Origin of the sequence: Janthinobacterium sp. GMG2 (assembly GCF_033949445.1) — a bacterium.
GTDB lineage: Bacteria > Pseudomonadota > Gammaproteobacteria > Burkholderiales > Burkholderiaceae_D > Janthinobacterium > Janthinobacterium aestuarii.
This window is the reverse complement of record NZ_JAXAWA010000002.1, coordinates 1,200,244-1,220,495: the sequence shown is the minus strand read 5'-3', so window position 1 is coordinate 1,220,495 and position 20,252 is coordinate 1,200,244. Positions and strand designations below refer to the sequence as shown.

Genomic DNA, 20,252 nt, shown 5'->3' with positions numbered 1-20,252 from the left:
AACTCTTTTTTGCCAGGATAGACGTGCAGCATAAAACGATAGGCTTGATCGGCGGCATCGGCTGGGCTTCCACCCTGGAATACTACCGCTTGCTCAATGAAATGCTGGTGGCGCGCCTCGGTCCCGCGCATAGCGCGCGCATCATGCTGGTCAGCATCGACCAGGCCGATTTCGTCGCGCACGCGGCGCAAGCCGATTCCCACGCCATCGAGCAATTCCTCGTCAAGGAAGGGCGGCGCCTGCAAGGCATGGGCGCGGATTTCTTCCTGCTATGCGCGAATGGCGTGCACCTCTTCGCGCCGGCCGTCGTACCGCGGATCGGCTTGCCTTTCATCAGCATCGTCGAGGAAACGGCGAAGCGGGTGCAGCAGTCGGGCTTGCGCAAGGTCGGCTTGCTGGGTGTCAAGCAGACCATGGCGGGCCGCTTTTATCACGACGCGCTGGAGCGCTTTGGCATCGCCACAGTGACACCCGATGCGGCCGAACAGGAAGTCGTCCACGACATTATCTACACGGAACTGGTACAGAATATTGTTACCGATGCCAGTCGGAACATCTTTCTGAGCATCATCGAGAAACTGCGGCTGCAAGGCGCGCAGGGCGTGATTCTGGGCTGCACGGAGATTCCATTGCTGGTCAAGCCCGCAGATATCGACTTGCCGTTATTTAATACCACGGCCATTCATTGCGAGGCGGCGGTGGCGTTTGCCATCGAGGACTAGACGAGCGGGCAGTGAGCGGCCGCCTGAACCGGCCGCCGCTCACTGCACGGATCAAGCCGGCTGCGCGCCGCCCACATTGCGGCTGCGGTTTTCCACCAGCACGGAAATACCGAGCACGACGATGCCGCCGCAGGCCAGCATAGCGCCGACCCAGCCTGTCGAACGCAAGCCCATGCCCATGGCGATGGCGATGCCGCCGGCCCAGGCGCCCAGGGCGTTGGCGATGTTGAAGGCGGAATGGTTGAGGGCGGCGGCTACGGTTTGCGCGTCGCCGGCCACGTCCATCAAGCGCGTCTGCACGGCGGGAGCGACGGCGATGCCGGCGCCGATGGCGAACAAGTTGATGGCCGTCAGCCACACATTGCTGCTGGTATAGGTAAACGCGGCCAGAGCGGCCACGTTCCACAGCAGCACGCCGAAGATGGTCCACAGGCGCGAGCGGTCGGCCAGCCAGCCGCCGATCAGATTACCCACGGTCATGCCGACGCCAATGATGGCCAGCAAGATGGAGATGACGAGGGGCGACACTTTCGTGATTTCCAGCAAGGTCGGCGTGATGAACGTGTAGACGGCGAACATGCCGCCGAAGCCAATCGCCACCATCAGCAGGGTCAGCCACACTTGCAGGCGGCGGAACACGCCCAGTTCGCGGCGCGGGCTCGAGTCGCCGGCAGCGACCATCGGCACGAAGATGCGCACCATCAGCATGGTCAGCAAACCCAGCGCGGCGACGAGCAAGAAGGCCGAGCGCCAGCCCAGGGTCTGGCCGATATACGTGGCCAGCGGCACGCCGAAGATATTGGCTACCGTCAAGCCCATCAGGACACGGGCGACGGCCTGGCCCCGCTTGTCCGGTTCGGCCAGGGCGGCCGCCACCAAGGCCGCCACGCCGAAATACGCGCCATGCGGGATGCCGGCGACAAAACGCGCGACGACCAGCAAGCCATAATTGGGGGCGATGGCGCTGAGCAAGTTGCCACCAGCGAACATCAGCATCAGGCAGATCAGCATCAGCCGGCGCGGCATGCGGGCCAGGAAGATCGTGATCAGGGGCGCGCCGACGACCACGCCCAGCGCATAGGCACTGATCATGTGGCTCATCTGCGGCAAGGTCGTGCCCAGGTCGTCAGCCACCACGGGCAGGATGCTCATGGAGGCGAATTCGCCCGTGCCGATGGCGAGGCCGCCGATGGCCAGGGCCAGGTCGGCATAGCCAGCGCCAAAAGGCGCGGTGACGCGCGGAATCAATGGGTCTACGGAGGCGTGCATGTTCTTGTTAGTTGGGTAAAGAATGACAGGGTGGAGAGAAGCGCTGTGGCCCGGCCGGAAGTGGCAATGCGCCACCAGAGTCGTCGGCTGGCCGGTATTTTCGGGCGATAGGAACTGCCCAAAGACAACATTGTAAAAGATTCGGGCAAGCTCTGCTGGGCGATGGCTGAAATATGCTGCACTGCACACAATAACGCTTGCTCTTGTTGTTAACGATAACACGGAATCTGCGCGATTCCGCCACAGGGCAGGCGAAGAAAAGCTGGCTGTGGCGGAAATGGTCTTCGCGGATTGTTACTTCGTCAATGATTGCTGCAGTGCTTCCAGTCCCGCCACGTAGATGCCGTGGAACAGCTCCGTCACTTCCTGCTCGCTCACGCCCACGGGCGTGAAGCGGCCCGACCAGCTGACCCGCGCGCCATCGCTGCCGGGAATCGCGCTCACTTGCAGGGTGGACAGATAATCGGTGGCGGGAAACGGCGCCTGCAGGATGGAATAGCTGTAGCTGCGCGCCGCATTGTCGTACGCTTCCAACTGCTCGACGATGACGTCGCCGGCCGGGTTGGCCAGGTGGCGGATGCGGCCTCCGTCGCTTAACGTGCTGCTGGGAATATACGGCAGCCAGTCGGGCAACGAGTTGAAGCCGCCAATCAGTTGCCACACTTGCGCCGGCGTGGCGGCGATGTCGATCGAGGTGGTGGTATGGGCCATGATGGTCTTCCTTTATATATATTAGTTGCTGCCGGTTGGCAGGGGAGCGAATGGCGACACCAGTTGCTCGGCGCGCATCTCTTGCCAGAAGGCGGCGGGGATGACGCTGTTCAATGCTTGCTGGTCTTCGGCCAGGCGTTGCGGACGGCTGGCGCCGGGGATCACGGCGGCCACGGCCGGGTTGGCCAGCGAGAATTGCAGGGCGGCCGCCTTCACGCTGACGCCGTGGCGCGCGGCAATGGCCTTGATGCGTTCCACTTTTGCAATGATCTCGGGCGAGGCTTTCTGGTATTCGAAATGCGCGCCACCGGCCAGGATGCCCGAACTGTAGGGTCCACCGACGACGATGTCGACGTTCTGTTTCGCGGCGGCAGGCATCAATCGCTGCAGCGCCCGTTCATGGTCGAGCAGGGTGTAGCGGCCGGCCAGCAGGAAGGCGTCGGGCTGGGCTTCGGCCAGGTCCAGGGTCATTTCCAGCGGTTCCACCTTGTTCACGCCCACGCCCCAAGCCTTGATGACGCCTTCTTCGCGCAAGCGGGTCAGCACGCGGAAGGCGCCTGTGCGCGCCGTTTCAAATTGCGCCAGCCAGTTGTCGCCGTGGAAATCCTGGGCGATGTCGTGTACCCAGACGATGTCGAGGTGGTCCGTATCCAGGCGTTTCAAACTGTCTTCGATCGAGCGCAGGGTGGCGTCGGCCGAGTAATCGTCGACGATTTTGTTCTTGCGGCCAAATTCGAACAAGCCGCCTTTTTCACCCAGTTCGCGGCTTGCCGGGTCTTCCAGTTCGTCGAGGATCAGGCGGCCGACCTTGGTGCTCAGTACGTATTCGTCGCGGCGGCGCTGTTTCAGGGCGGCGCCCAGGCGCAGCTCGGCCAGGCCGGCGCCGTAGAACGGGGCCGTATCGAAATAGCGGATGCCCGATTCCCAGGCCGCGTCGACGGTCGCCATCGCTTCCTCTTCAGGAATGTTGCGGAACATATTGCCCAGCGGCGCCGTGCCGAAACCCAGTTTGCCTGTCAGTAAGTGTTTGATACTCATGATGTTTCCTTCAATGTGTGGATCAGTGAAGACAGAATAGCTGGACAAGTTAAGCCTGTCCAAGACATAATTAGCGCAACTTGAGTCCTTAAAGGTCTGATATGCTGGACATCCGCCAATTGCAATACTTCATCGCCGTCGCCGAGGAAGAACACGTGGGGCGCGCCGCCGAGCGCCTGCATATTTCCCAATCGCCGCTGAGCCGGCAAATCGCCCAGCTTGAAGACAGGCTGGGCCTGACCCTGTTCGAGCGCAGCGCGCAGCGCATCCGCCTGACGCGCGACGGCCATACTTTCCTGGCCGAAGCGCGCGCTTTTATCACGCACGGGAATCGCCTGGAAGCGCTGGCCAAGCGCCTGGGACGCGGCGACGAGGGCGGCCTGTGCATCGGCTACATCGAGAACGCCATGCATGCGGGCGTCCTGCCCGATGGCTTGCGCGCCTTGCGCGCCACGCGCCCACAGGTGCACATCGCCCTGTACAAGCTGCATTCTGCCGAGCAGATCGAAGGCTTGCGCCAGCGCAGCCTCGATATCGCGCTGTTGTGCGAACCGCCGCTGCCGAACGACCCCGACCTCGATTGCGCGCAAGTGCTGAGCGACCCCATGCTGCTGGCCTTGCCGGAGACGCACCCGCTGGCGCACAAGACGGAGCTGACGCCCGAGGACCTGGCGGGCCAGGAATGGATTGCCGTGCTGCACAAGGAAAGCGTGCTGAAACACGATAACTTCATCGCCGCCTGCGCGCGCGCCGGTTTTACGCCCGATATCCGCCTGGAAGCAACGGAACCGCTGACGGCGCTGGGCCTGGTGGCGGCCGGGCTGGGCATGGCCATGATCCAGCACAGCCTGCGCCAGCACGCGCCGGCCGGCGTGATCGTGCGCGCACTGCCGTGGTTCAGCTACCGCACGCCATTGTGGCTGGCCTGGCACAAGGTCAACTTGCGTCCGCTGGTGGGGATTTTCCGCGAAACGTTGCTGGAGCAGGCCAGCGGTGTGGCCATGCCGGAGCAAAAAGACGTATAAATAAGGCAATCATCTGTGGGGAGGATTGCCATGTTCGATCTGGATGTGCCGGTATGGGAACTGGTGGCGCGCGCCGTCATCATCTACCTTGCCTTGCTGCTGATGGTGCGCATGACGGGCAAGCGGACGGTGGGGCAATTCACGCCGTTCGACTTGCTGGTCGTCATGCTGCTGAGCGAGGCGGTATCGAATTCCCTGTCCGGCGGCGACGAATCCGTTCCCGCCGGCTTGGTACTGGCGTTGACTTTGATCTGCCTCAACATGCTGATCGCATGGCTGAGTTCGCGCAGCCGTAAGTTCGCCGATCTGGTCGATGGCACGCCCGTGCTGCTGGGGCGCGACGGCCAGATTTTTGAGGATGTCGTCAAGAAATGCCGGGTGGCCGGCGGCGATGTCGAGCAGGCGCTGCGCGAGGCCGATTGTCCGTTGGCGGACATGAAATGCGCGTTCCTCGAGGCAGATGGCAAGATCACCATTTTGCAAAAGGCGGGGTAGCGGCTTGCCCATGCTGCGTTTCCTTTCGCCATGCGTCGCTTGCCGTCTCTGTGATTCCTGCCGCCACGGCGAGCCATGGCGGCAGGGCAGGCTTACAGCGTGGTCTGCCGGGCAGTTCGCAGCGGAGGCGGGGCCATGACAGGCGTCTTGGCCAGCTGTGCTTTCAAACTTGCAAATAGCGACCAGCAGGGGATGGCCATCTTCTGGACTTGTTGCGCCTGCGGGCCGCCGGGCAGCTTGCTCCACGGTCCCACGTTGAGGCTGCCATCCTTGATATTGATGCTGTAGAGGGCCGTATACAGGGCTGGCGTATCGGTCGCGATGTAGGCGACTTCTCCACCATGTTGTACAGCTGTAACGGTGCGTGTCGTGATGCTGGCGAACAGGGTGCCATCCTTGCACGGCGATAGCGATTGTATGCCGATCAGCGGCGGGTAGGGAATCCTCGCCTGGGTGTACCTGTCCCGCCACGTTTTGCCCGGATGGGTATGCGTGTCGCCGATCAGCGCTTCGGGGATATGGCTGATCCATCTGGGCGATTTGATGATGCCGCGTATACAGCTGATGACCGAGGCGTGCGTGGCGCACGCCAGGCCCATCGGCCCGAAAACCCAGACATAGTAGGGATCGACATCGATACCGGTATAGCTGCCCCACGGCGCTGGCACGTAGCAGCGGGTATTTGACTGGTCGACGTAAAGCTCGCCGGAAGCGGCAAGGGCGCCGTACATGATGGAGTTGTAATGGTCCGTCCCTTGCAGGAGGGCCGGCAGCATGGCGGCCCCGTCCGGGTCATCGGGCAATGTCGCGGGTGGATGGGTGATGGCGCGGACGTTGACGACGCCGGCCTTGGTCGCCGGCTGCCAATTTCCGGCTTTCAACTCTCCGCTGTCATTCAATTGATGCAGCTTGATGGAGCCTTGCCTGCCTTCATTGCGCGCCGTGTAGACGAACGATGCGCGGCTGTCGTCGGGGGACGGCAGCGCCCAGACGTCATGGAATTTATCACCGGATACTTCTTTCATGTCCGACACTTCAATCGTGGTCGGATCCATCCAGCCGTGTTCCATGTCGCCGTTATCGGACGCGCTCCAGTGCTGGCAGAAGAAAAGGTGATAGCGCGGCTTCAGCGAGCCCGCCTCTGTCTTTGGCATCGTCAAGGCGAAGCGGCGGCCACGATTGCCATAGCCGATCTGAAAAGGCTTCCATTCGCCGGTCCGCGTGACGTTGCCTCCCGTCGCGGCGTAGAGGTTCTTGCTCATGTTGGTGCCCAGGTGAGCGAACAGGCCCCGGTCGCGGGCGACCGGTTCGATCGCCTTCAGGCATTCCAGCATCTGGGTGTTGCCGTCGTTCCACAACTTGGGCAGCGCCTCCATGTCCGCTTCGAGCCGTATCAAACGGTCGTAGATCGCGTCATACTCGTGCGGCGTGTTCTTGTAGTCCGGATTTCGAATCGAGGCCTGCTCCAGCTGCCGCCCCACCATTTCATGGTCGACGAGGGACTCCAGCAGTACATGGGCGAGCAACGCATCGGCGTAGGTGCGGCAGAAAACGCCGAGGATTTCCGGCCATTTCTCCAGGTCCTGGGTTTTTTCGTCTTTCAGCCATTCGGCGGTCATCCATTTGTCGTATAAAACGGAAATAATGGTAAACGCATTATTTATTGAAATAATGCAACTATCGAGACATTTGTGGACCTTCACCCGATTCTCCACCGTGTTCAAGGGCGTCGGCAGAATTTCGGACAGATCCAGTTTGATGCGGCCTATGGTCGCCATATATTGATCAACCGCACTGCCATTGGCCTTGACCTCACGCAGTTTCTCATCCGCGTTCAACCCTTTCATTGCCTCAATGATCTGATCCTTGAGAGAAGGTTGCTTTGGCCCGAAATAGGTGAGCAGTTGACCGACAATGCTGAACAGGGCGCCGAATATCGCGCCGTACGGACCGGCGCCGGCTGACAGGCTGCCGATCAGCTGCATGCCGGCGGCGCAGATATCCATGATGGCGGCGCTGCCATTGATATAGTCGCCGGACTTGAAGGCGCTCGCCGCGGACAGCACGCCCTTGACCATGTTGGGCAAGTTCTTGTTGATGGCGTCCGTGACGTCCTTTGCATATTTCTTGGCTTCCGCGCTGGCGTTCTTGTCGGCCAGGATGCGTTTTGCACCTTCATACTCCGCCTGCATTTTCCATGTCGCTGCCTCGAAAGCCCTTGCTTGCGCGGGGTCCATGCTCGATTGCGCGTGCAAGGCCATCAATTCAATCTGCTTCTTGAGGAGGTCGAGGTCGGGATCCAAGTTGTCATCCTTTCAATGCGGGGTCGATACTAGTTGTACAAAGACAAAATATTGCATTCATACTAATCTTGGCGTCGAGGTGCGCAAGCTGTATTTGCATGACGGCAGCCATGCAGATGGCCAGGACGGGGGAATCGCTCTGATGTCACTCGGAGACGGACGGCGCAAGGAATTTCTGACCCCATGGAAAATATTGACACGTAGAATATGAAAGCGACTATGCCTACGATAGTTGCCGGACGCGGACTGGGCGCTGGGCGCTGCGCTTAGATCTTCTTGCTGCTTTTCAGGTGCAGGGGCAGCCACCACCACATGCAAATGATGAGTGACCCCATCAGGACGCCGGCGATGATGCCGGCGATGTGGCCGAACACTTCCGACATCACCAGGTTCGTGCCCAGAATAAACGCCAGCGCCAGGGAAAAGGCGCCGCACATCATGATGCGGTCGGCCACGCGCTTGAAACGCTCACGGTCTTGCAGGGGGCGCATGACGCGGTGCTGGATGGCCGGCGCGCTGAGCAGCACCAGGCTCGTCATGGACAGGAAGAACGTCAGCAGGAAGACGACTTTTTCCGCCTGCACGATCTTCGCGAAGCCGCCGTTGAAGGGCAGGATGATGAGGAAGGCCGTCAGCATCTGCGCGCCCGGCAAGAGGATGCGCAATTCGCTGAGCAGGTCGGACAAATCGCCTTCGTCGCCCGGTTGGCCATTTTCATCCTGGTGTTGCGTTTGTGGCATGGTGCCGTCCTCGTGGTGGTGATGGAGCGAGTCTACTCGGCAGTGCATTGCCTGACTGTGGGCGGGCGCACCATCAGACGCATTGCGTCAGAACCATTGCGCGTAGCGTTGGCGCAGCCGCCACAGGGGCGTCGAGACGATGGCCGTGGCGCTGTGCGAGGCATCGTGGCCGCAATGGCCGCAGCTGTGGCGCCGGTGCGGCGCCAGCGCGAAGCTGCCCAGGTCCAGGTGCGGATGGCCGCAGCGGGCGCAGTCGCTGCAGTCCAGCGGCATGCCTGCCTGCAAGGCGGCGGTGAACGCTTGCGCGGCGGGCGGCGTGATGTTCAGCTGCACGACGTCGGGCGGGAACAGGCCGGGCAGGGCGCGGCAGTCGATGGCCAGCGCGGCCGCATCGCGCGCCAGCAGGGCGCCGCCGTCATCGGCCTTGGCGCGCAGTTGCAGCACGCCATCGGGGCCCGGGCGCAAGGTCGTGGCGTGAAACTGGCTGGGGTCGAACAGTGCCGGATACAGCACGTAGCCCATGGGGCTGGCGTGCTGGCGGCAACGCATCTGCCGCGTTGCCTGCCAGTCGGCCATGTCGGCCTGCGTGCCCCAGTAGCATTGGTGCGTGCGGCACCAGTGGCGCGCCGCGCCATTGCGGAACTTCCCGGCTGCCAGCAGATCGCACACGATGATGGCATCTTCGCCCGCGCCGGCGCGAAAGTGGCCCGTGATGTGCTGCGTGGTGACGGCAAGGTGGCCCGTGCTCGCTTGCAGGGGCCAGCAGATGCCGGGCAGGGTCAGCGGCGTAGTCAACGGCGACTCCGCGCGGCTATCGGCTTGCCAGCCGGTAATAGGCCGGAATGAAAAAACCCGCCGACTGGGGCGGGCTGTGCTGACGGGAATGCCTGCGGCATGGCCCGGTTTATTCTTCCGTATCGGCCAGGGTGACGATGGCGCGCGCCCACTTCGAGTATTTCAGGTTCGCCAGATCGCGCACGGTCTTGATATTGAACGCTTGCTTGAGCAGTTCCGCATCCTTTTCGCTCACGCCTTGCAGCGCATCGACGGGCGCATCAGCGATTTCCTTGAAGGTCTTTTTTTCGTAAGCCTTGTCTACCGCTTTATTGATGTTCATGTGTTGATACTCCTCAGTAAATGGAAAATTAATTCTACACGTTTTTGCAAACTGTCAATTTACGCTTGCAAGTTGGGCCGAACTAAATATGATGGAGGTGGATGCCTCGACAGTGAGGCGATCTGTGCGTTCGCCTCAAGATTGTAATTATAGCATTTTTATTATTCATAGTATAATGATTTCCATGGCGCAGAATGGTCTGCGCCATACCGAAGCCGCAGTCACGCGGCACCAATCGATAGCGTTCAGGAGAATACGATGAGTTTGCTAGATCAACTTGCAGGACAGGCGATGAGCGCTTTGGGCAACAAAAGTGCTGACGGGGAAGCCCCATCGGGATTGATGGCCAGTGTGATGGACCTGGTCAACCAGCATGGCGGCTTGCCCGGCCTGCTGCAGAAATTCCAGGAAAGCGGCCTGGGTGACCAGGTGGCCAGCTGGATCGGCACGGGTGCCAATGCGCCTGTCTCCGGCGAACAAATTAAGGATGCGCTCGGTAGCGACACGATCACCCAGATCGCGGAAAAAGCGGGCGTCGCACCGGACGCGGCTTCGGGCGGCCTGGCAGCCTTGCTGCCCCAGCTGATCGACAAACTGACCCCTGATGGTCAGGTACCGGAAGGCAATGACCTCGTCAGCCAGGGTTTGAATATGCTCAAGGGCAAGATCTTCGGTTGATTCCCTGGCCTTGAAATGAAAAACCTCGCAGCAATGCGAGGTTTTTTTATGTGCAAGGTTTTTGGCAGAGAAGTGCGAGCGTCTGAAAAACGCCTGTGGCTAGGCGCGGCCCCGAAGACAGTACGAATAGTACGGCGAGGGGCAGGCAACAACGCCACGGGCGTTTTTCAGGCGGCGGCCATCATGCCGAAATATGGCTGTGCTCCAGTCAGCCTCGCCGTACTTCCCTCGACCAGATACGAGCAATAGCGGCGCCGCTCGGCGATGCCGCCGCGCCGTTCCATCAGTTCGCCCAGCATGGCGACGGCATCGGTGGCCATCTTTTGCACGGGCTGGCGCAGGGTGGTGATGTCGTAGCTGAGCCAGCCTGATGCTTCCAGCGCGTCGAACCCGGCCACCGACATCTGCAGCGGCACCTCGATGCCCATCTGGTGGCGCGCCGTGTCCAGGCAGCCGATGGCCATGATGTCGTTGCCGCAAATGACGGCGTCCGGCACGCGGCCCAGGCGGTCGATGACTTTGCGCAAGCCGCGTCCGCCGCTGGCGTAATCGTAGTTGCCGCTGACGACGATGGGCGCGGGCAAGCCCAGGGTCAGCAAACGGTCGAGCATGCCGGCCTTGCGTTCCTGCGCGACGGCCGAGTCGCCGGGGCCGTCGATGATGGCGAACTGGCGGTGGCCCGCCTCGGCCAGGCGCGAGACGAGCAGGCGCGCCGCTTCGGCCTGGTCGCACAGCACGGCATGCACGGCGTGTTCGCGTGGGCTGCGGTTGAACAGCACCAGCGGCACGTCGCGCCGGCCGAATTCGGCCATCTGCTCGTCCGACAGGCAGGCGGCCACGACGGCGCCATCGACTTGGTATTGCCACACGTCGCACAAGACCTTGCCGATGTCCGCTTCGCGCTCGAGGGTAAACAACAAGAGACGCTTGCCTTGGCGGGCGATTTGCTGGCTCAGGTCGGACAATACTTGCGGATAGTACAGATTGGCCAGGTTGGAAATGATAACGGCCACCAGGTTCGAGCGCCGCGTGATCAGGCTGCGGGCGGCCGCGTTGGGGATGTAGTCGAGGCTGATGGCCGCCTGCATGACCTTGGCGTGGGTGGCTGGTGAGACGCTGGCGCCCGGCTTGAAGCAGCGCGACACGGCCGATTGCGACACGCCGGCCAGCAGGGCCACGTCATATGAAGTCACGCGCCGTCCGGCGCCGGATACGGGGCGGGTGGTGGTGATGGGTGTCCGGGCTACAGTATTCTTTTTTCGCATAGTGGTCTGGCAAGCAACCTGTCTCAAAGTATTCCTGCAGGCCCGGCCGCTTGTGGCGGCTTGGGCGGGAAAAATGAGCATAGCGAAAATATTTCCATGTGGCAAGACTGTTTTCTTGTCCATGTTGCAAATAATTTGATTTAATGGCAAGTGGTATGCCTGCTCCTCAATCGGGACTGTCGCAGGGGCCGCTACCATAGGGGCTGAGGCGTCCCGGCGGCTCCACGCGGCGGGCGCTGAAATCGCTGGCCAGGGTGGGTAAGGGCAAGTCCGCCGTGGCGCTCGCTTCCGTGCCGCTGACCGTGCCCCGCACGGTCAAGGCGACATGCACCCAGGAAGCAAAGTTGCGCGGATAGCTGATGGTGACGGTGGCCATGCCCAGCGCGTCGCTCAGGCCGCTTGCGCTGACGGTCAGGGGAATGCCCGGATCGAGCACGCCATTGCCGTTGCCATCGTAGGCGGCGTCAAAAATACCATTGCGCAAGACGTCCTCGTTGGCACAGCTGTAATGGGGCAGGGCCAGGCGCCAGACGCCCGTGTCGGGGAACTCGGGCTTGTCCGCTTGCCACACATAGTATCCCTTGGCATAGCGGCTGGGCCAGGCGGCGGCCGTGATGGCGACGCCGGGCACGGCGTTGCCGGCGCTGTCGGACACGAACACGGCAAAGTCCTTCTGCAGCACGCTGGCCGAATACTCGCGCAGCAGGCTGCCCGTGCCCAGCTTGATCGACAGCGCTTGCCGCGCCACCGTCAGGCGCACGAGGGCCGTCGTCGCCGCTTGCGCAGCGCCCTCGATGCGGGCCTGGATCAGCACACCGTCGCGGCCGCTGTCGGCCGGTCCCGCCACGTACTCGGCGCGCGCCAGGCCGTCGCTGCCCGTCAGTACGCGGCCCGCTTGCCGCAGGTAGCCGCCGCTGGGGTCGCTCAAGATGGTAAACAGCACGGGCGCGTTCTTGACCAGGTTGTTGGCCGCGCCATCGCGCACCACGGCGCCGATGGTGCTCATACTGGTGTTGGCGTTGTCGGCTGATGCCGTCGTATTCGCGCGCAGCACGGCCGGATCCGCTTGCACGGCCAGCTTGCTGGCAGGGCTCAATGGCGCGACGAATTCCAGCCGCGTCTGCGCCGAGGGGCCACCGGCCACGGCCGCCGTGATGGTGGCCACGCCCGCGTTGGCCGACTGCACATAGCTGCGCGGCAAGTTGCCATTGCTGAACATCAAGCTGGCGGGCAAGGCCTGGCTGCAGGCGCTGTCCGCAAACAGGTTGCCGCGCGAGGTCGACAGGCTGGCGCTGCCGGACTGCGCCACGCCCGCCTTGTCATAGCGCGCGTCGATGGGCTGGCATGCCAGGGTGGCCACTTCCGCCAGCACGTCCGCGCCGCTGGCATCCTGGCTCACGGCCGGGCTCAGGCGCAGGTCGCTGCCCGCCACGGCATACGCTTGCGTGGCGGCGGCGCCCAGCGCATTGACGGACACGGCGTCCTTGCCCAGGCTGCTTGCCGTCAAGCGCAGCACCAGCTGGCCTTGTGCATTGCTGAGCGCTGCGCCGCCATCCTTGACACGTACGCTGTTGCCGGCGCCCGTACTGTAGGCGATGGCGGCGCCGGCCACGGGTTTGCGCGCCGAGTCGCGCACGGTGACGGTGAGGTCGGCGCCCTGGCCCAGCATCAGGGCGGCCGGCACCAGCAGCTGCACGGTGCTGCCCGTGACCGCCACCGTGCCCTTGCCGCTGCGCATGCCCACATTGGCTGTCACGGTAATGCTGCGGTTGCTGTTGGCGCCTCCCGTGCCCAGCAGGGCGCGCGCCTGGCCATTCTTGTCCGTCACGGCGTCGACGCTGCCGAGGATGCCGGAATCGGTAGCAAAGGAAATCTTTGCGTTGGGCAAGGCGAGATTGGCGCCATCCTTGACGAGGGCCGTGACGGCCACCTCGCCGCCGGCCAGGCCCGCCGAGGCCAGTTCCGTACTGGAAAACACGAGGTTGACGGCGCTGGCCAGGCTGGCCGGCTCGGGCGGAATCAGGGGAGGCGTCACGGGTGGGGTGACCGGCGGGGTGACGGGCGGATTGACCACCGGCGGCGGACTGCCGCCGCAGCCTGCCGTGCTGTGCAGCCCGCAACCGGCGCCGGCCTGGGTGTCGGCCGAACCGCCGCCGCAGCCGGCCAGGGAAACGAGAAAGGTGGCCAGCACAGCAGCGGGCAGGTGGCGCAGGGGAGCATGGGGCACGATGGGTCTCCGGGGGCTGGCCGAGTTGCTCGGCGTTAATTTCCCAAGAGTATCTGTTGCGTGCGGCCGGTACTTGATGCAAAGCAAGCTTATGCTGTTGACCGGGCTGAACGGGTTTTGCTGGTGCAAAAGCCTGCCTTCTGATAACATAACGCCCCTTTATTCAGGGAAGGGTCGACATGGCCAATGCTTGCGGCGTCGATTTCGGCACGTCAAATTCCACGGTAGGCTGGGCACGTCCAGGGCAGAGCACCATGCTCGGCCTGGAAGATGGCAAGACGACCTTACCGTCCGTCGTCTTCTTCAATGCGGAAGACGAGGAAGTCAGTTTTGGCCGCGCGGCGCTGGCCGGCTATCTGGCTGGTTACGAAGGACGCTTGATGCGCTCGCTGAAAAGCTTGCTGGGTACCAGTCTCATCGATGGCCAGACGGAAGTCGGCGGCCGCGCCCTGCCATTTCGCATGTTGCTCGCGCAATTCATTGGCGAAGTGAAACGTCGCGCCGAGCAGTCCGCCGGCCGCGAATTCTCGTCCGCCGTGTTCGGCCGCCCCGTCTTCTTTATCGACGACAATGCGCAAGCGGACCAGTTGGCGCAGGACACGCTGGCCGAAGTGGCGCGCTCCGTCGGCTTCAAGGATGTCGCCTTCCAGTTCGAGCCGATTGCCGCAGCGTTCGACTACGAGTCGCAGATAGCCAAGGAAGAGCTGGTGCTGATCGCCGACATCGGCGGCGGTACGTCCGACTTTTCACTGGTGCGTTTGTCGCCGGACCGGGCGAAAAAGGCCGAGCGCCGTGACGACATCCTCGCCACGGGCGGCGTGCACATCGGTGGCACGGATTTCGATAAATACCTGAGCTTGTCGTCCGTCATGCCTCTGCTCGGCTATGGCAGCCGCCTGCACAACAATAGCGAAGTGCCTTCCAGCTATTATTTCAACCTGGCGACGTGGCACACGATCAATCTGGCGTACACGAAGAAGATCTGGGTGCAACTGGCCGACGTGTGCCGCGATGCGCGCGAGCAAGACAAGATGGGGCGTCTGCAAAAACTGATTGACGAGCGCGCCGGCCACTGGCTGGCCATGAAAGTGGAAGAGGGCAAGATCGCCCTGTCCGACGCGGCCGAAGTGCAGCTCGAACTGGACCGCTTGTCGCCCGCGCAAAGCCTGTTGCTCAAACGCACGCAGTTCGACGAAGCCATCGGCCACCTGTGCGGTTCCGTGGAAGACACCGTGCTGCGTCTGCTGCGCGACGCGGGCGTGGCGCCGGAAGCCGTCGACACCGTGTTCTTCACGGGCGGCTCCAGCGGCGTGCGCCTGCTGCGCGAAAAGATCGCGGCCCTGGTGCCGGCCGCCCGCAAGGTCGAAGGCGATTTGTTCGGCAGTATTGGTGCCGGTCTCGCGCTGGACGCCGTGCGCAAGTTCGGCTAAGCTGGTCCACCGCAGCATCGCAGAAAGAGCCTGACTTCATGAATGTGTTTGACAAACCGATCGTCATGATCGACTTCGAGACGACCGGACTGTCGCCCGACATGGGCGACCGCATCACGGAAGTGGCGGCGCTGCGCATCGAGGGCGGGCGGATCACGGACCGTTACGTGACCCTGATCAACTGCAATGCGCGCATTCCCTCGTTCATCACGGGCTTGACGGGCATAACGCAGGCGATGGTCGACAAGGCACCGCCCGTGGCCGAGGTGGTGCCGCAATTGCTGGACTTCATCGGCAGCGATGCCTTGTCGGCGCACAATGCCAGCTTCGATGAAAAATTCCTGCGCGCGGAAAGCGCCAGGCTGAACCTGACACCGGCGCACCAGTCGCTCGTGTGTTCCTTGAAACTGTCGCGCCGCGTGTTTCCCGGCATGGCCAGCTACAAGCTGGGCTTGCTGTCGAGCCAGCTGGGCATCGCCTTCAAGAGCGCCGCCCACAGGGCCGAGTCCGATGCGGAAGTGGCGGCGCAAGTGCTGATCCATATCGGCCGCCATTTGCGCAGCAGCTATGGCATCGCCGATGTCGACGCCGACTTGCTCGTGTCGCTGAACAAGCTGGCCGCCGCCAAGGTGCCGCAATTCCTGCAAAAGCATCCATCGCGCCGCTGAGCGCCGTTTCCCCTCTAAGCGGGCTCATCAAAACGATATAATTTTGTTATTTCTATTGAGCCTGCTCAAGTCCTTCCCCCGCAGCGAATTTAAAATTTAAGCAACACACGATTTCGCCGCCCTGGGCCGCCGTTTTGCGCGTGCTGCCGGCAAGCGCGATGTGGATGGGGGCGCACATGGACAAGGACCATACTGCCAGAGATAGCCACCAGGCGTATATCTGGTTCCGCACGGCTGCCGAGCAGGGCAATGCCTACGCCCAGTTCAACCTGGGATTGATGTACAAGAAGGGCGAAGGCGTGGCGCAGGACGACGCGCGTGCCTTTGTCTGGCTACGCCTGGCAGCGCTGCAAGGGCTGGCGTTCGCGCAGAACCACCTGGGCGCCATGTATTACCACGGCCGCGGCGTGGCGCAGAGCGATGCCGACGCCGTGCTGTGGTTTCGCCGCGCCGCCGCCCAGGGCGATGCCTCGGCCCAGCAAAACCTGGGGCAGATGTACCGCAAGGGACGCGGTGTGCTGCAGAGCGACGAGCTGGCCCTGGCGTGGTTTTACCGCGCTTCCGAGCAGGGCGTGGCCAGCGCGCAATCTCTGCTGGGCGAAGCCTATGCCCAGGGTCTGGGCGCGAAAAAGAACGATGCGCTGGCCCTGGCGTGGTTCTGCAAGGCGGCCTTGCAAGGCGATGCGCAGGCACAGCTGAATCTGGGGCTCGTCTACAAACGGGGGCAGGGCGTGGTGCAGAGCGATGCGCAGGCGCTGGCCTGGTTCCGCCAGGCCGCGGCACAGGGGCTGGCCGTGGCGCAGCGGCAACTTGGCGTGGCGTATGCGGAAGGCCTGGGCGTGGCGCCCGACCAGCTGCGCGCTTATGCCTGGCTGCAGCGGGCGGCCGAGCAGGACGACGCCGACGCCCAGTTCAACCTGGGCCTGATGCTGGCGCGCGGCCAGGGCGTGGACAAGGACGAGGCGCGCGCCGTCGCCTGGTACCGGCGCGCTGCCCTGCAAGGCCATTGCACGGCGCAATACAATCTGGGCGGCATGTTTGCGGGCGGGCGCGGCGTCATCCGCGATTTGCGCCTGGCGCTCGACTGGTATGCCCGGGCGGCGGCCCAGGGCGCGTCGAATGCGCAGTTCAACCTGGGCGTGATGTATGCGAATGGCCAGGGCGTGGAGCGCGACGAGGTGTGCGCCGTGCGCTGGTACCGCACGGCGGCCGATCAAGGCGATGCCAGCGCGCAAAACAACCTCGGTGTCATGTATGCGAACGGCCATGGCGTACAGCAAGACGATGGCCAGGCCGTGCTATGGTATGCGCGCGCAGCTGGCCAGGGCCATGCGCTGGCCCAGTACAACCTGGGCGGCATGTACAACAGCGGGCGCGGCGTGGAAAAGGACCCCGTCTGCGGCTACATGTGGCTGGCGCTGGCGGCCGAGGGCGGTGATAGCGGGGCGGCCAGGGCCAGGGAAGCGGCTGCCACCAGGCTGGAACCGGCACAGATGCAAGAGGCGCAGCAGCGCATGCGGCAACGGCACCAGGTGCGCTTTCCGCCGCTGCAGCCGCCTGACTGAAGCGCCGCCGCCGTGCGCGCATGGACGCGTGCCGCATGCGATAATTGCCGGCAGGCATGTCGCCATGGCGGCACGGTTTTTCGGCACGGTGAAAGGTGAAGCATGGTAAGGCAGGCAGGCGAGGATGCATCAGAGCAAAAAGTCATCGACGACATCGCCACGCATGGCTGGCATGGCGTGCATATCGGTGCCGATGAAGAAGGTCCCGGCTATGCCTTCACCATAGGCGCTTGCCACAGCTTCGGCCAGCCTGAATTCCTGATCATGGGCTTGCCCCATTCCATGGCCCACCGGATACTCGACCTGGCGCTGGACGCCGCGCGCAGCGGCGCCATCACGGATTTCACGACTACCACGGACGTCTTGCTGGAAGGCCATCAGTGCGCCTTCGTGCGCGTGCCCGTCGAGCAATACCGCGACTATGTCGGCTATGCGCGCTGGTATTACCAGGGCGATGATTTCACCTTGTACCAGATCGTCTGGCCGTCGCGCGATGGCCACTTCCCGTGGCAGGTGCAAGCGAGCGCGCAGTATGTGGAGAGCCAGCCCCTGCTGGGACCGGCGCCGCTGGCCACATGACGCCAAGCACGTGCGTCAAAATTGTGACCGGGACGGCTACCCTGTGCGTGTTCGACCCTGCGCTCTTGCGCCACAAGCTGGAAGATGACTGCGACTGGTGGAGCATCCCCAGCGCCGAACTGGCGGCCGTGAATGCGGGGCAAGTCGCGTTTTTCAACGTGGGCGGCGATGGCGCGTATGAAGTCACCTTGCACGAGGAACTTGCCGAACCGCAGGTGATCGTGCATCTTGCCGTCGTTTCGGGCCGCGTCTTCATCGGCGCGGGGGAAGACGTCACGGGCGGCGGCCTGGAACCGGACACGGCGTATGGAGGACTGTTCGTGGATCTGCCCGCAGGCAGCTACCGCGTGCAGGCGCGCCGCGATGGCGCGCACATCAGCCTGGCATTCGTGTCCGATACGCGCAGCGGCAATGCGTTTGTCGATCTCGTGCGTATTTGATCTTGCGTATTATTGCTCCAGGCTAGGCATCCATGCGCGCCACAGCCGCGCCTTGCCGCCGGTCCAGGAACAGGCTGTTGCCGTGGATTTTCTTTGCCTGCTTCTTCGCTTCGGCCGCCTGCGTGGCGATCTGATGGTGTGTGTAGTACTGGTGCGCCTCGACCTTGATGACGCCCAGCGACAGGCTGATCAACGAATAAAACACTTTCTTGCCTTGCCGGTCTTCGCTGATGTAGCCACCCCGTTCGCAATCGCCTGTGCTGTAGTAGGCGAGGATGGCGGCCGCGAAGTCGTCGAGCATGGCTTGGCAGCGCGTTTCCCAGTCTTCGCTCTGGAACAGAATCATGAAATCGTCACCGCCGATGTGGCCGATGAAGTCGCGGTTCGGGTCGCAATGGCTGCTGAGGATTTCTCCCGTCAGCTGGATCACGTCGTCGCCCTTGCGGTAGCCGTACACATCGTTGAAGGGCTTGAAGTGGTCGAGGTCGCAATAGCAGACCCAGAAGCGGCTGCCGCTGTGCAATAAACGGTCGATATGCTCGTTGATGGGCACGTTGCCGGGCAGTTGCGTCAGCGGGTTGGCGTAACGGGCCGCGTTGATCTGCATCTGCGTGATTTCGCGCATCAGGTCGTGGCCCGTGCCCATGCCCAGGTAACGGCCGTGCTCGGTGATGATGAAACCGTTGAACAGGTGGTGGGCATCGGACTGCACCATCGTGTAGCTGAGTTCCTGCAAGCTCGTCTCGTGGTCGGCAATCAGGGGCGTGGCATCCATGAACAGGCTGCATGATTTCTTGCCATAGAGTTCGCGCTGGTAGGGGCGGGCGAAGTGGTCGATCATTTCGAAGCGGCTGATCAGGCCCAGCGGCACGCCGTCGTCGACGACGGGAATGATCATCAGCTTCGGTTCCTTCAGGAAGATATCGTACACCTCGTTATTGTTGAGCTGTGGCGACACGGCCGCCACCTTGTGCAGCAGCTTGCGGATGCTGGCGCCATTCTTTTCCAGGCTGCTGCGCTGCGGATACACGGCCACGCCATTGCGTCCCAGCGCCTGCACCACTTCGGCCGGCAGGGCGCGCGCCGGCACCGCGTTGGGCCGCCCCAGGTGATAGCCTTGTCCAAACGCCACGCCGAGGTCGCGCAAGACCAGCAATTCCGTCTGCGCCTCGATGCCTTCGGCGATCACCAGGGTGCCCGATTTCTCCGCGATTTCCTGGATCGAGCGCACGAACTGCAGTTTCACGGGGTCATTATTGATGCCCTGGATGAAATGCATGTCGATCTTCACATATTCCGGGCGCAGTTCCGACCACAGGCGCAGGCTGGAAAAGCCTTCGCCCAGGTCGTCGATGGCGATCTGGAAACCCATGTTACGGTAATGCAGCACGGCTTCGCGCATCAGCTCGTAATCGTAGGTGGGCTGGTTTTCCGTCAGCTCGATGATGACACGGTCCGGGTTGATGCCGATGTGCTCGATGTATTCGAGGGTTTCGCCATGGCGGGCATTGCGCAGCAGCAGGCATTCCGGGCTGACGTTGAGGAACAGCTTGCCCGGCAGTTGCAGTTCTGCGAAGCGCTCGAGCACCACTTGGCGGCACAGGTGTTCCACATCCAGGGTCAGGTCATGCGCGCGCGCCACCTTGAACAGATTCATCGGCGCGTGCAGGGGGCTGTCGGACGGCCCCCGTATCAAGCCTTCGTAGCCGATGATGTCGCCGCTGTGCATGTGGATGATGGGCTGGAACAGCGCGCTGAGCTTGCGGCCCGCCAGGATGTCGTGCAAGGCGTCCGTCCCTTCGATGGTCATGCTTGCCGATGGCGGCTTCAGGTAAGCCACATTCGATGGCGTCGCGGGGGCCGGCGCGGCGGTGGCGGTAGGGAGGGCGAGAGTGTGCATAGGAGGCTGTGGCGGCACGGCCTCTGGACGGGCCATGAACATGTTGCCGATAGTAAAGAAGATTTATGACAACTTGATGA

Annotated in this window: 19 protein-coding genes; 9 read left to right on the top strand and 10 right to left on the bottom strand. The window is 62.8% G+C overall.

Annotated elements, in window-relative coordinates; all coding sequences use genetic code 11:
- Positions 1-23: 23 nt before the first annotated feature.
- Entirely contained in the window at positions 24-722 is a 699-nt protein-coding gene (locus tag SKZ59_RS11575; protein WP_319991816.1) for an aspartate/glutamate racemase family protein, read from the top strand.
- A gap of 51 nt (positions 723-773) precedes the next feature.
- Here the strand turns inward: SKZ59_RS11575 and SKZ59_RS11570 are convergent, their stop codons facing one another.
- From SKZ59_RS11570 to SKZ59_RS11560, 3 genes are all read right to left on the bottom strand, one after another.
- The gene (locus SKZ59_RS11570; RefSeq protein ID WP_035818476.1) at positions 774-1,991 is read right to left on the bottom strand and encodes an MFS transporter; all 1,218 of its coding nucleotides are present in this window, start codon (positions 1,989-1,991) and stop codon (positions 774-776) included.
- A gap of 294 nt (positions 1,992-2,285) precedes the next feature.
- Positions 2,286-2,702, bottom strand: coding sequence for an SRPBCC family protein (locus SKZ59_RS11565; protein ID WP_034751123.1), 417 nt, complete (start codon positions 2,700-2,702; stop codon positions 2,286-2,288).
- A 21-nt stretch (positions 2,703-2,723) separates the two neighbouring features.
- On the bottom strand, positions 2,724-3,740 hold the full coding sequence (locus SKZ59_RS11560) for an aldo/keto reductase (RefSeq protein ID WP_219329407.1): 1,017 nt from the start codon (positions 3,738-3,740) through the stop codon (positions 2,724-2,726).
- 101 nt (positions 3,741-3,841) lie between these two features.
- Here SKZ59_RS11560 and SKZ59_RS11555 point away from each other — a divergent pair, with 101 nt between their 5' ends.
- Together SKZ59_RS11555 and SKZ59_RS11550 are read left to right on the top strand one after the other, a co-directional pair.
- Complete coding sequence (locus SKZ59_RS11555) at positions 3,842-4,765, top strand: LysR family transcriptional regulator (RefSeq protein ID WP_072453763.1); 924 nt, start codon at positions 3,842-3,844, stop codon at positions 4,763-4,765.
- Positions 4,766-4,795: 30 nt separating this feature from the next.
- Entirely contained in the window at positions 4,796-5,260 is a 465-nt protein-coding gene (locus SKZ59_RS11550; RefSeq protein ID WP_219329405.1) for a DUF421 domain-containing protein, read from the top strand.
- A 92-nt stretch (positions 5,261-5,352) separates the two neighbouring features.
- Here the strand turns inward: SKZ59_RS11550 and SKZ59_RS11545 are convergent, their stop codons facing one another.
- From SKZ59_RS11545 to SKZ59_RS11530, 4 genes are all read right to left on the bottom strand, one after another.
- The gene (locus tag SKZ59_RS11545) at positions 5,353-7,563 is read right to left on the bottom strand and encodes a hypothetical protein (RefSeq protein WP_319991815.1); all 2,211 of its coding nucleotides are present in this window, start codon (positions 7,561-7,563) and stop codon (positions 5,353-5,355) included.
- 266 nt (positions 7,564-7,829) lie between these two features.
- On the bottom strand, positions 7,830-8,303 hold the full coding sequence (locus SKZ59_RS11540) for a DUF6328 family protein (protein ID WP_070301903.1): 474 nt from the start codon (positions 8,301-8,303) through the stop codon (positions 7,830-7,832).
- An 87-nt stretch (positions 8,304-8,390) separates the two neighbouring features.
- Positions 8,391-9,098: a hypothetical protein gene (locus SKZ59_RS11535; RefSeq protein WP_319991814.1), complete on the bottom strand. Its 708-nt coding sequence runs from the start codon at positions 9,096-9,098 to the stop codon at positions 8,391-8,393.
- 109 nt (positions 9,099-9,207) lie between these two features.
- Entirely contained in the window at positions 9,208-9,420 is a 213-nt protein-coding gene (locus SKZ59_RS11530) for a hypothetical protein (RefSeq protein WP_034751103.1), read from the bottom strand.
- A 258-nt stretch (positions 9,421-9,678) separates the two neighbouring features.
- On the opposite strand from SKZ59_RS11530, the gene SKZ59_RS11525 reads away from it, so the two are divergent.
- Complete coding sequence (locus SKZ59_RS11525; protein ID WP_034751100.1) at positions 9,679-10,098, top strand: YidB family protein; 420 nt, start codon at positions 9,679-9,681, stop codon at positions 10,096-10,098.
- Between the two features lie 167 nt (positions 10,099-10,265).
- On the opposite strand, the gene SKZ59_RS11520 is transcribed toward SKZ59_RS11525, so the two are convergent.
- Together SKZ59_RS11520 and SKZ59_RS11515 are read right to left on the bottom strand one after the other, a co-directional pair.
- A complete protein-coding gene (locus SKZ59_RS11520; protein WP_319991813.1) occupies positions 10,266-11,291 on the bottom strand; it encodes a LacI family DNA-binding transcriptional regulator in 1,026 nt (341 codons plus the stop codon).
- 238 nt (positions 11,292-11,529) lie between these two features.
- Positions 11,530-13,590: an Ig-like domain-containing protein gene (locus tag SKZ59_RS11515; RefSeq protein ID WP_319991812.1), complete on the bottom strand. Its 2,061-nt coding sequence runs from the start codon at positions 13,588-13,590 to the stop codon at positions 11,530-11,532.
- 179 nt (positions 13,591-13,769) lie between these two features.
- On the opposite strand from SKZ59_RS11515, the gene SKZ59_RS11510 reads away from it, so the two are divergent.
- From SKZ59_RS11510 to SKZ59_RS11490, 5 genes are all read left to right on the top strand, one after another.
- Positions 13,770-15,020, top strand: a complete 1,251-nt coding sequence (locus tag SKZ59_RS11510; RefSeq protein WP_034751092.1) for an Hsp70 family protein — start codon at positions 13,770-13,772, stop codon at positions 15,018-15,020.
- Positions 15,021-15,058: 38 nt separating this feature from the next.
- Positions 15,059-15,688 (top strand): PolC-type DNA polymerase III, encoded by a 630-nt coding sequence (locus tag SKZ59_RS11505; RefSeq protein ID WP_170846245.1) that lies wholly within the window; start codon positions 15,059-15,061, stop codon positions 15,686-15,688.
- 176 nt (positions 15,689-15,864) lie between these two features.
- Positions 15,865-17,253: an SEL1-like repeat protein gene (locus tag SKZ59_RS11500; RefSeq protein WP_319991811.1), complete on the top strand. Its 1,389-nt coding sequence runs from the start codon at positions 15,865-15,867 to the stop codon at positions 17,251-17,253.
- A 102-nt stretch (positions 17,254-17,355) separates the two neighbouring features.
- Positions 17,356-17,832: a DUF4262 domain-containing protein gene (locus tag SKZ59_RS11495; RefSeq protein WP_319991810.1), complete on the top strand. Its 477-nt coding sequence runs from the start codon at positions 17,356-17,358 to the stop codon at positions 17,830-17,832.
- Positions 17,829-18,272, top strand: coding sequence for a DUF6386 family protein (locus tag SKZ59_RS11490; protein ID WP_070301893.1), 444 nt, complete (start codon positions 17,829-17,831; stop codon positions 18,270-18,272). Before SKZ59_RS11495 ends, SKZ59_RS11490 begins: the two co-directional genes overlap by 4 nt.
- A gap of 22 nt (positions 18,273-18,294) precedes the next feature.
- On the opposite strand, the gene SKZ59_RS11485 is transcribed toward SKZ59_RS11490, so the two are convergent.
- Positions 18,295-20,082: a GGDEF domain-containing protein gene (locus SKZ59_RS11485; protein ID WP_319991899.1), complete on the bottom strand. Its 1,788-nt coding sequence runs from the start codon at positions 20,080-20,082 to the stop codon at positions 18,295-18,297.
- Between the last annotated feature and the right edge of the window lie 170 nt (positions 20,083-20,252).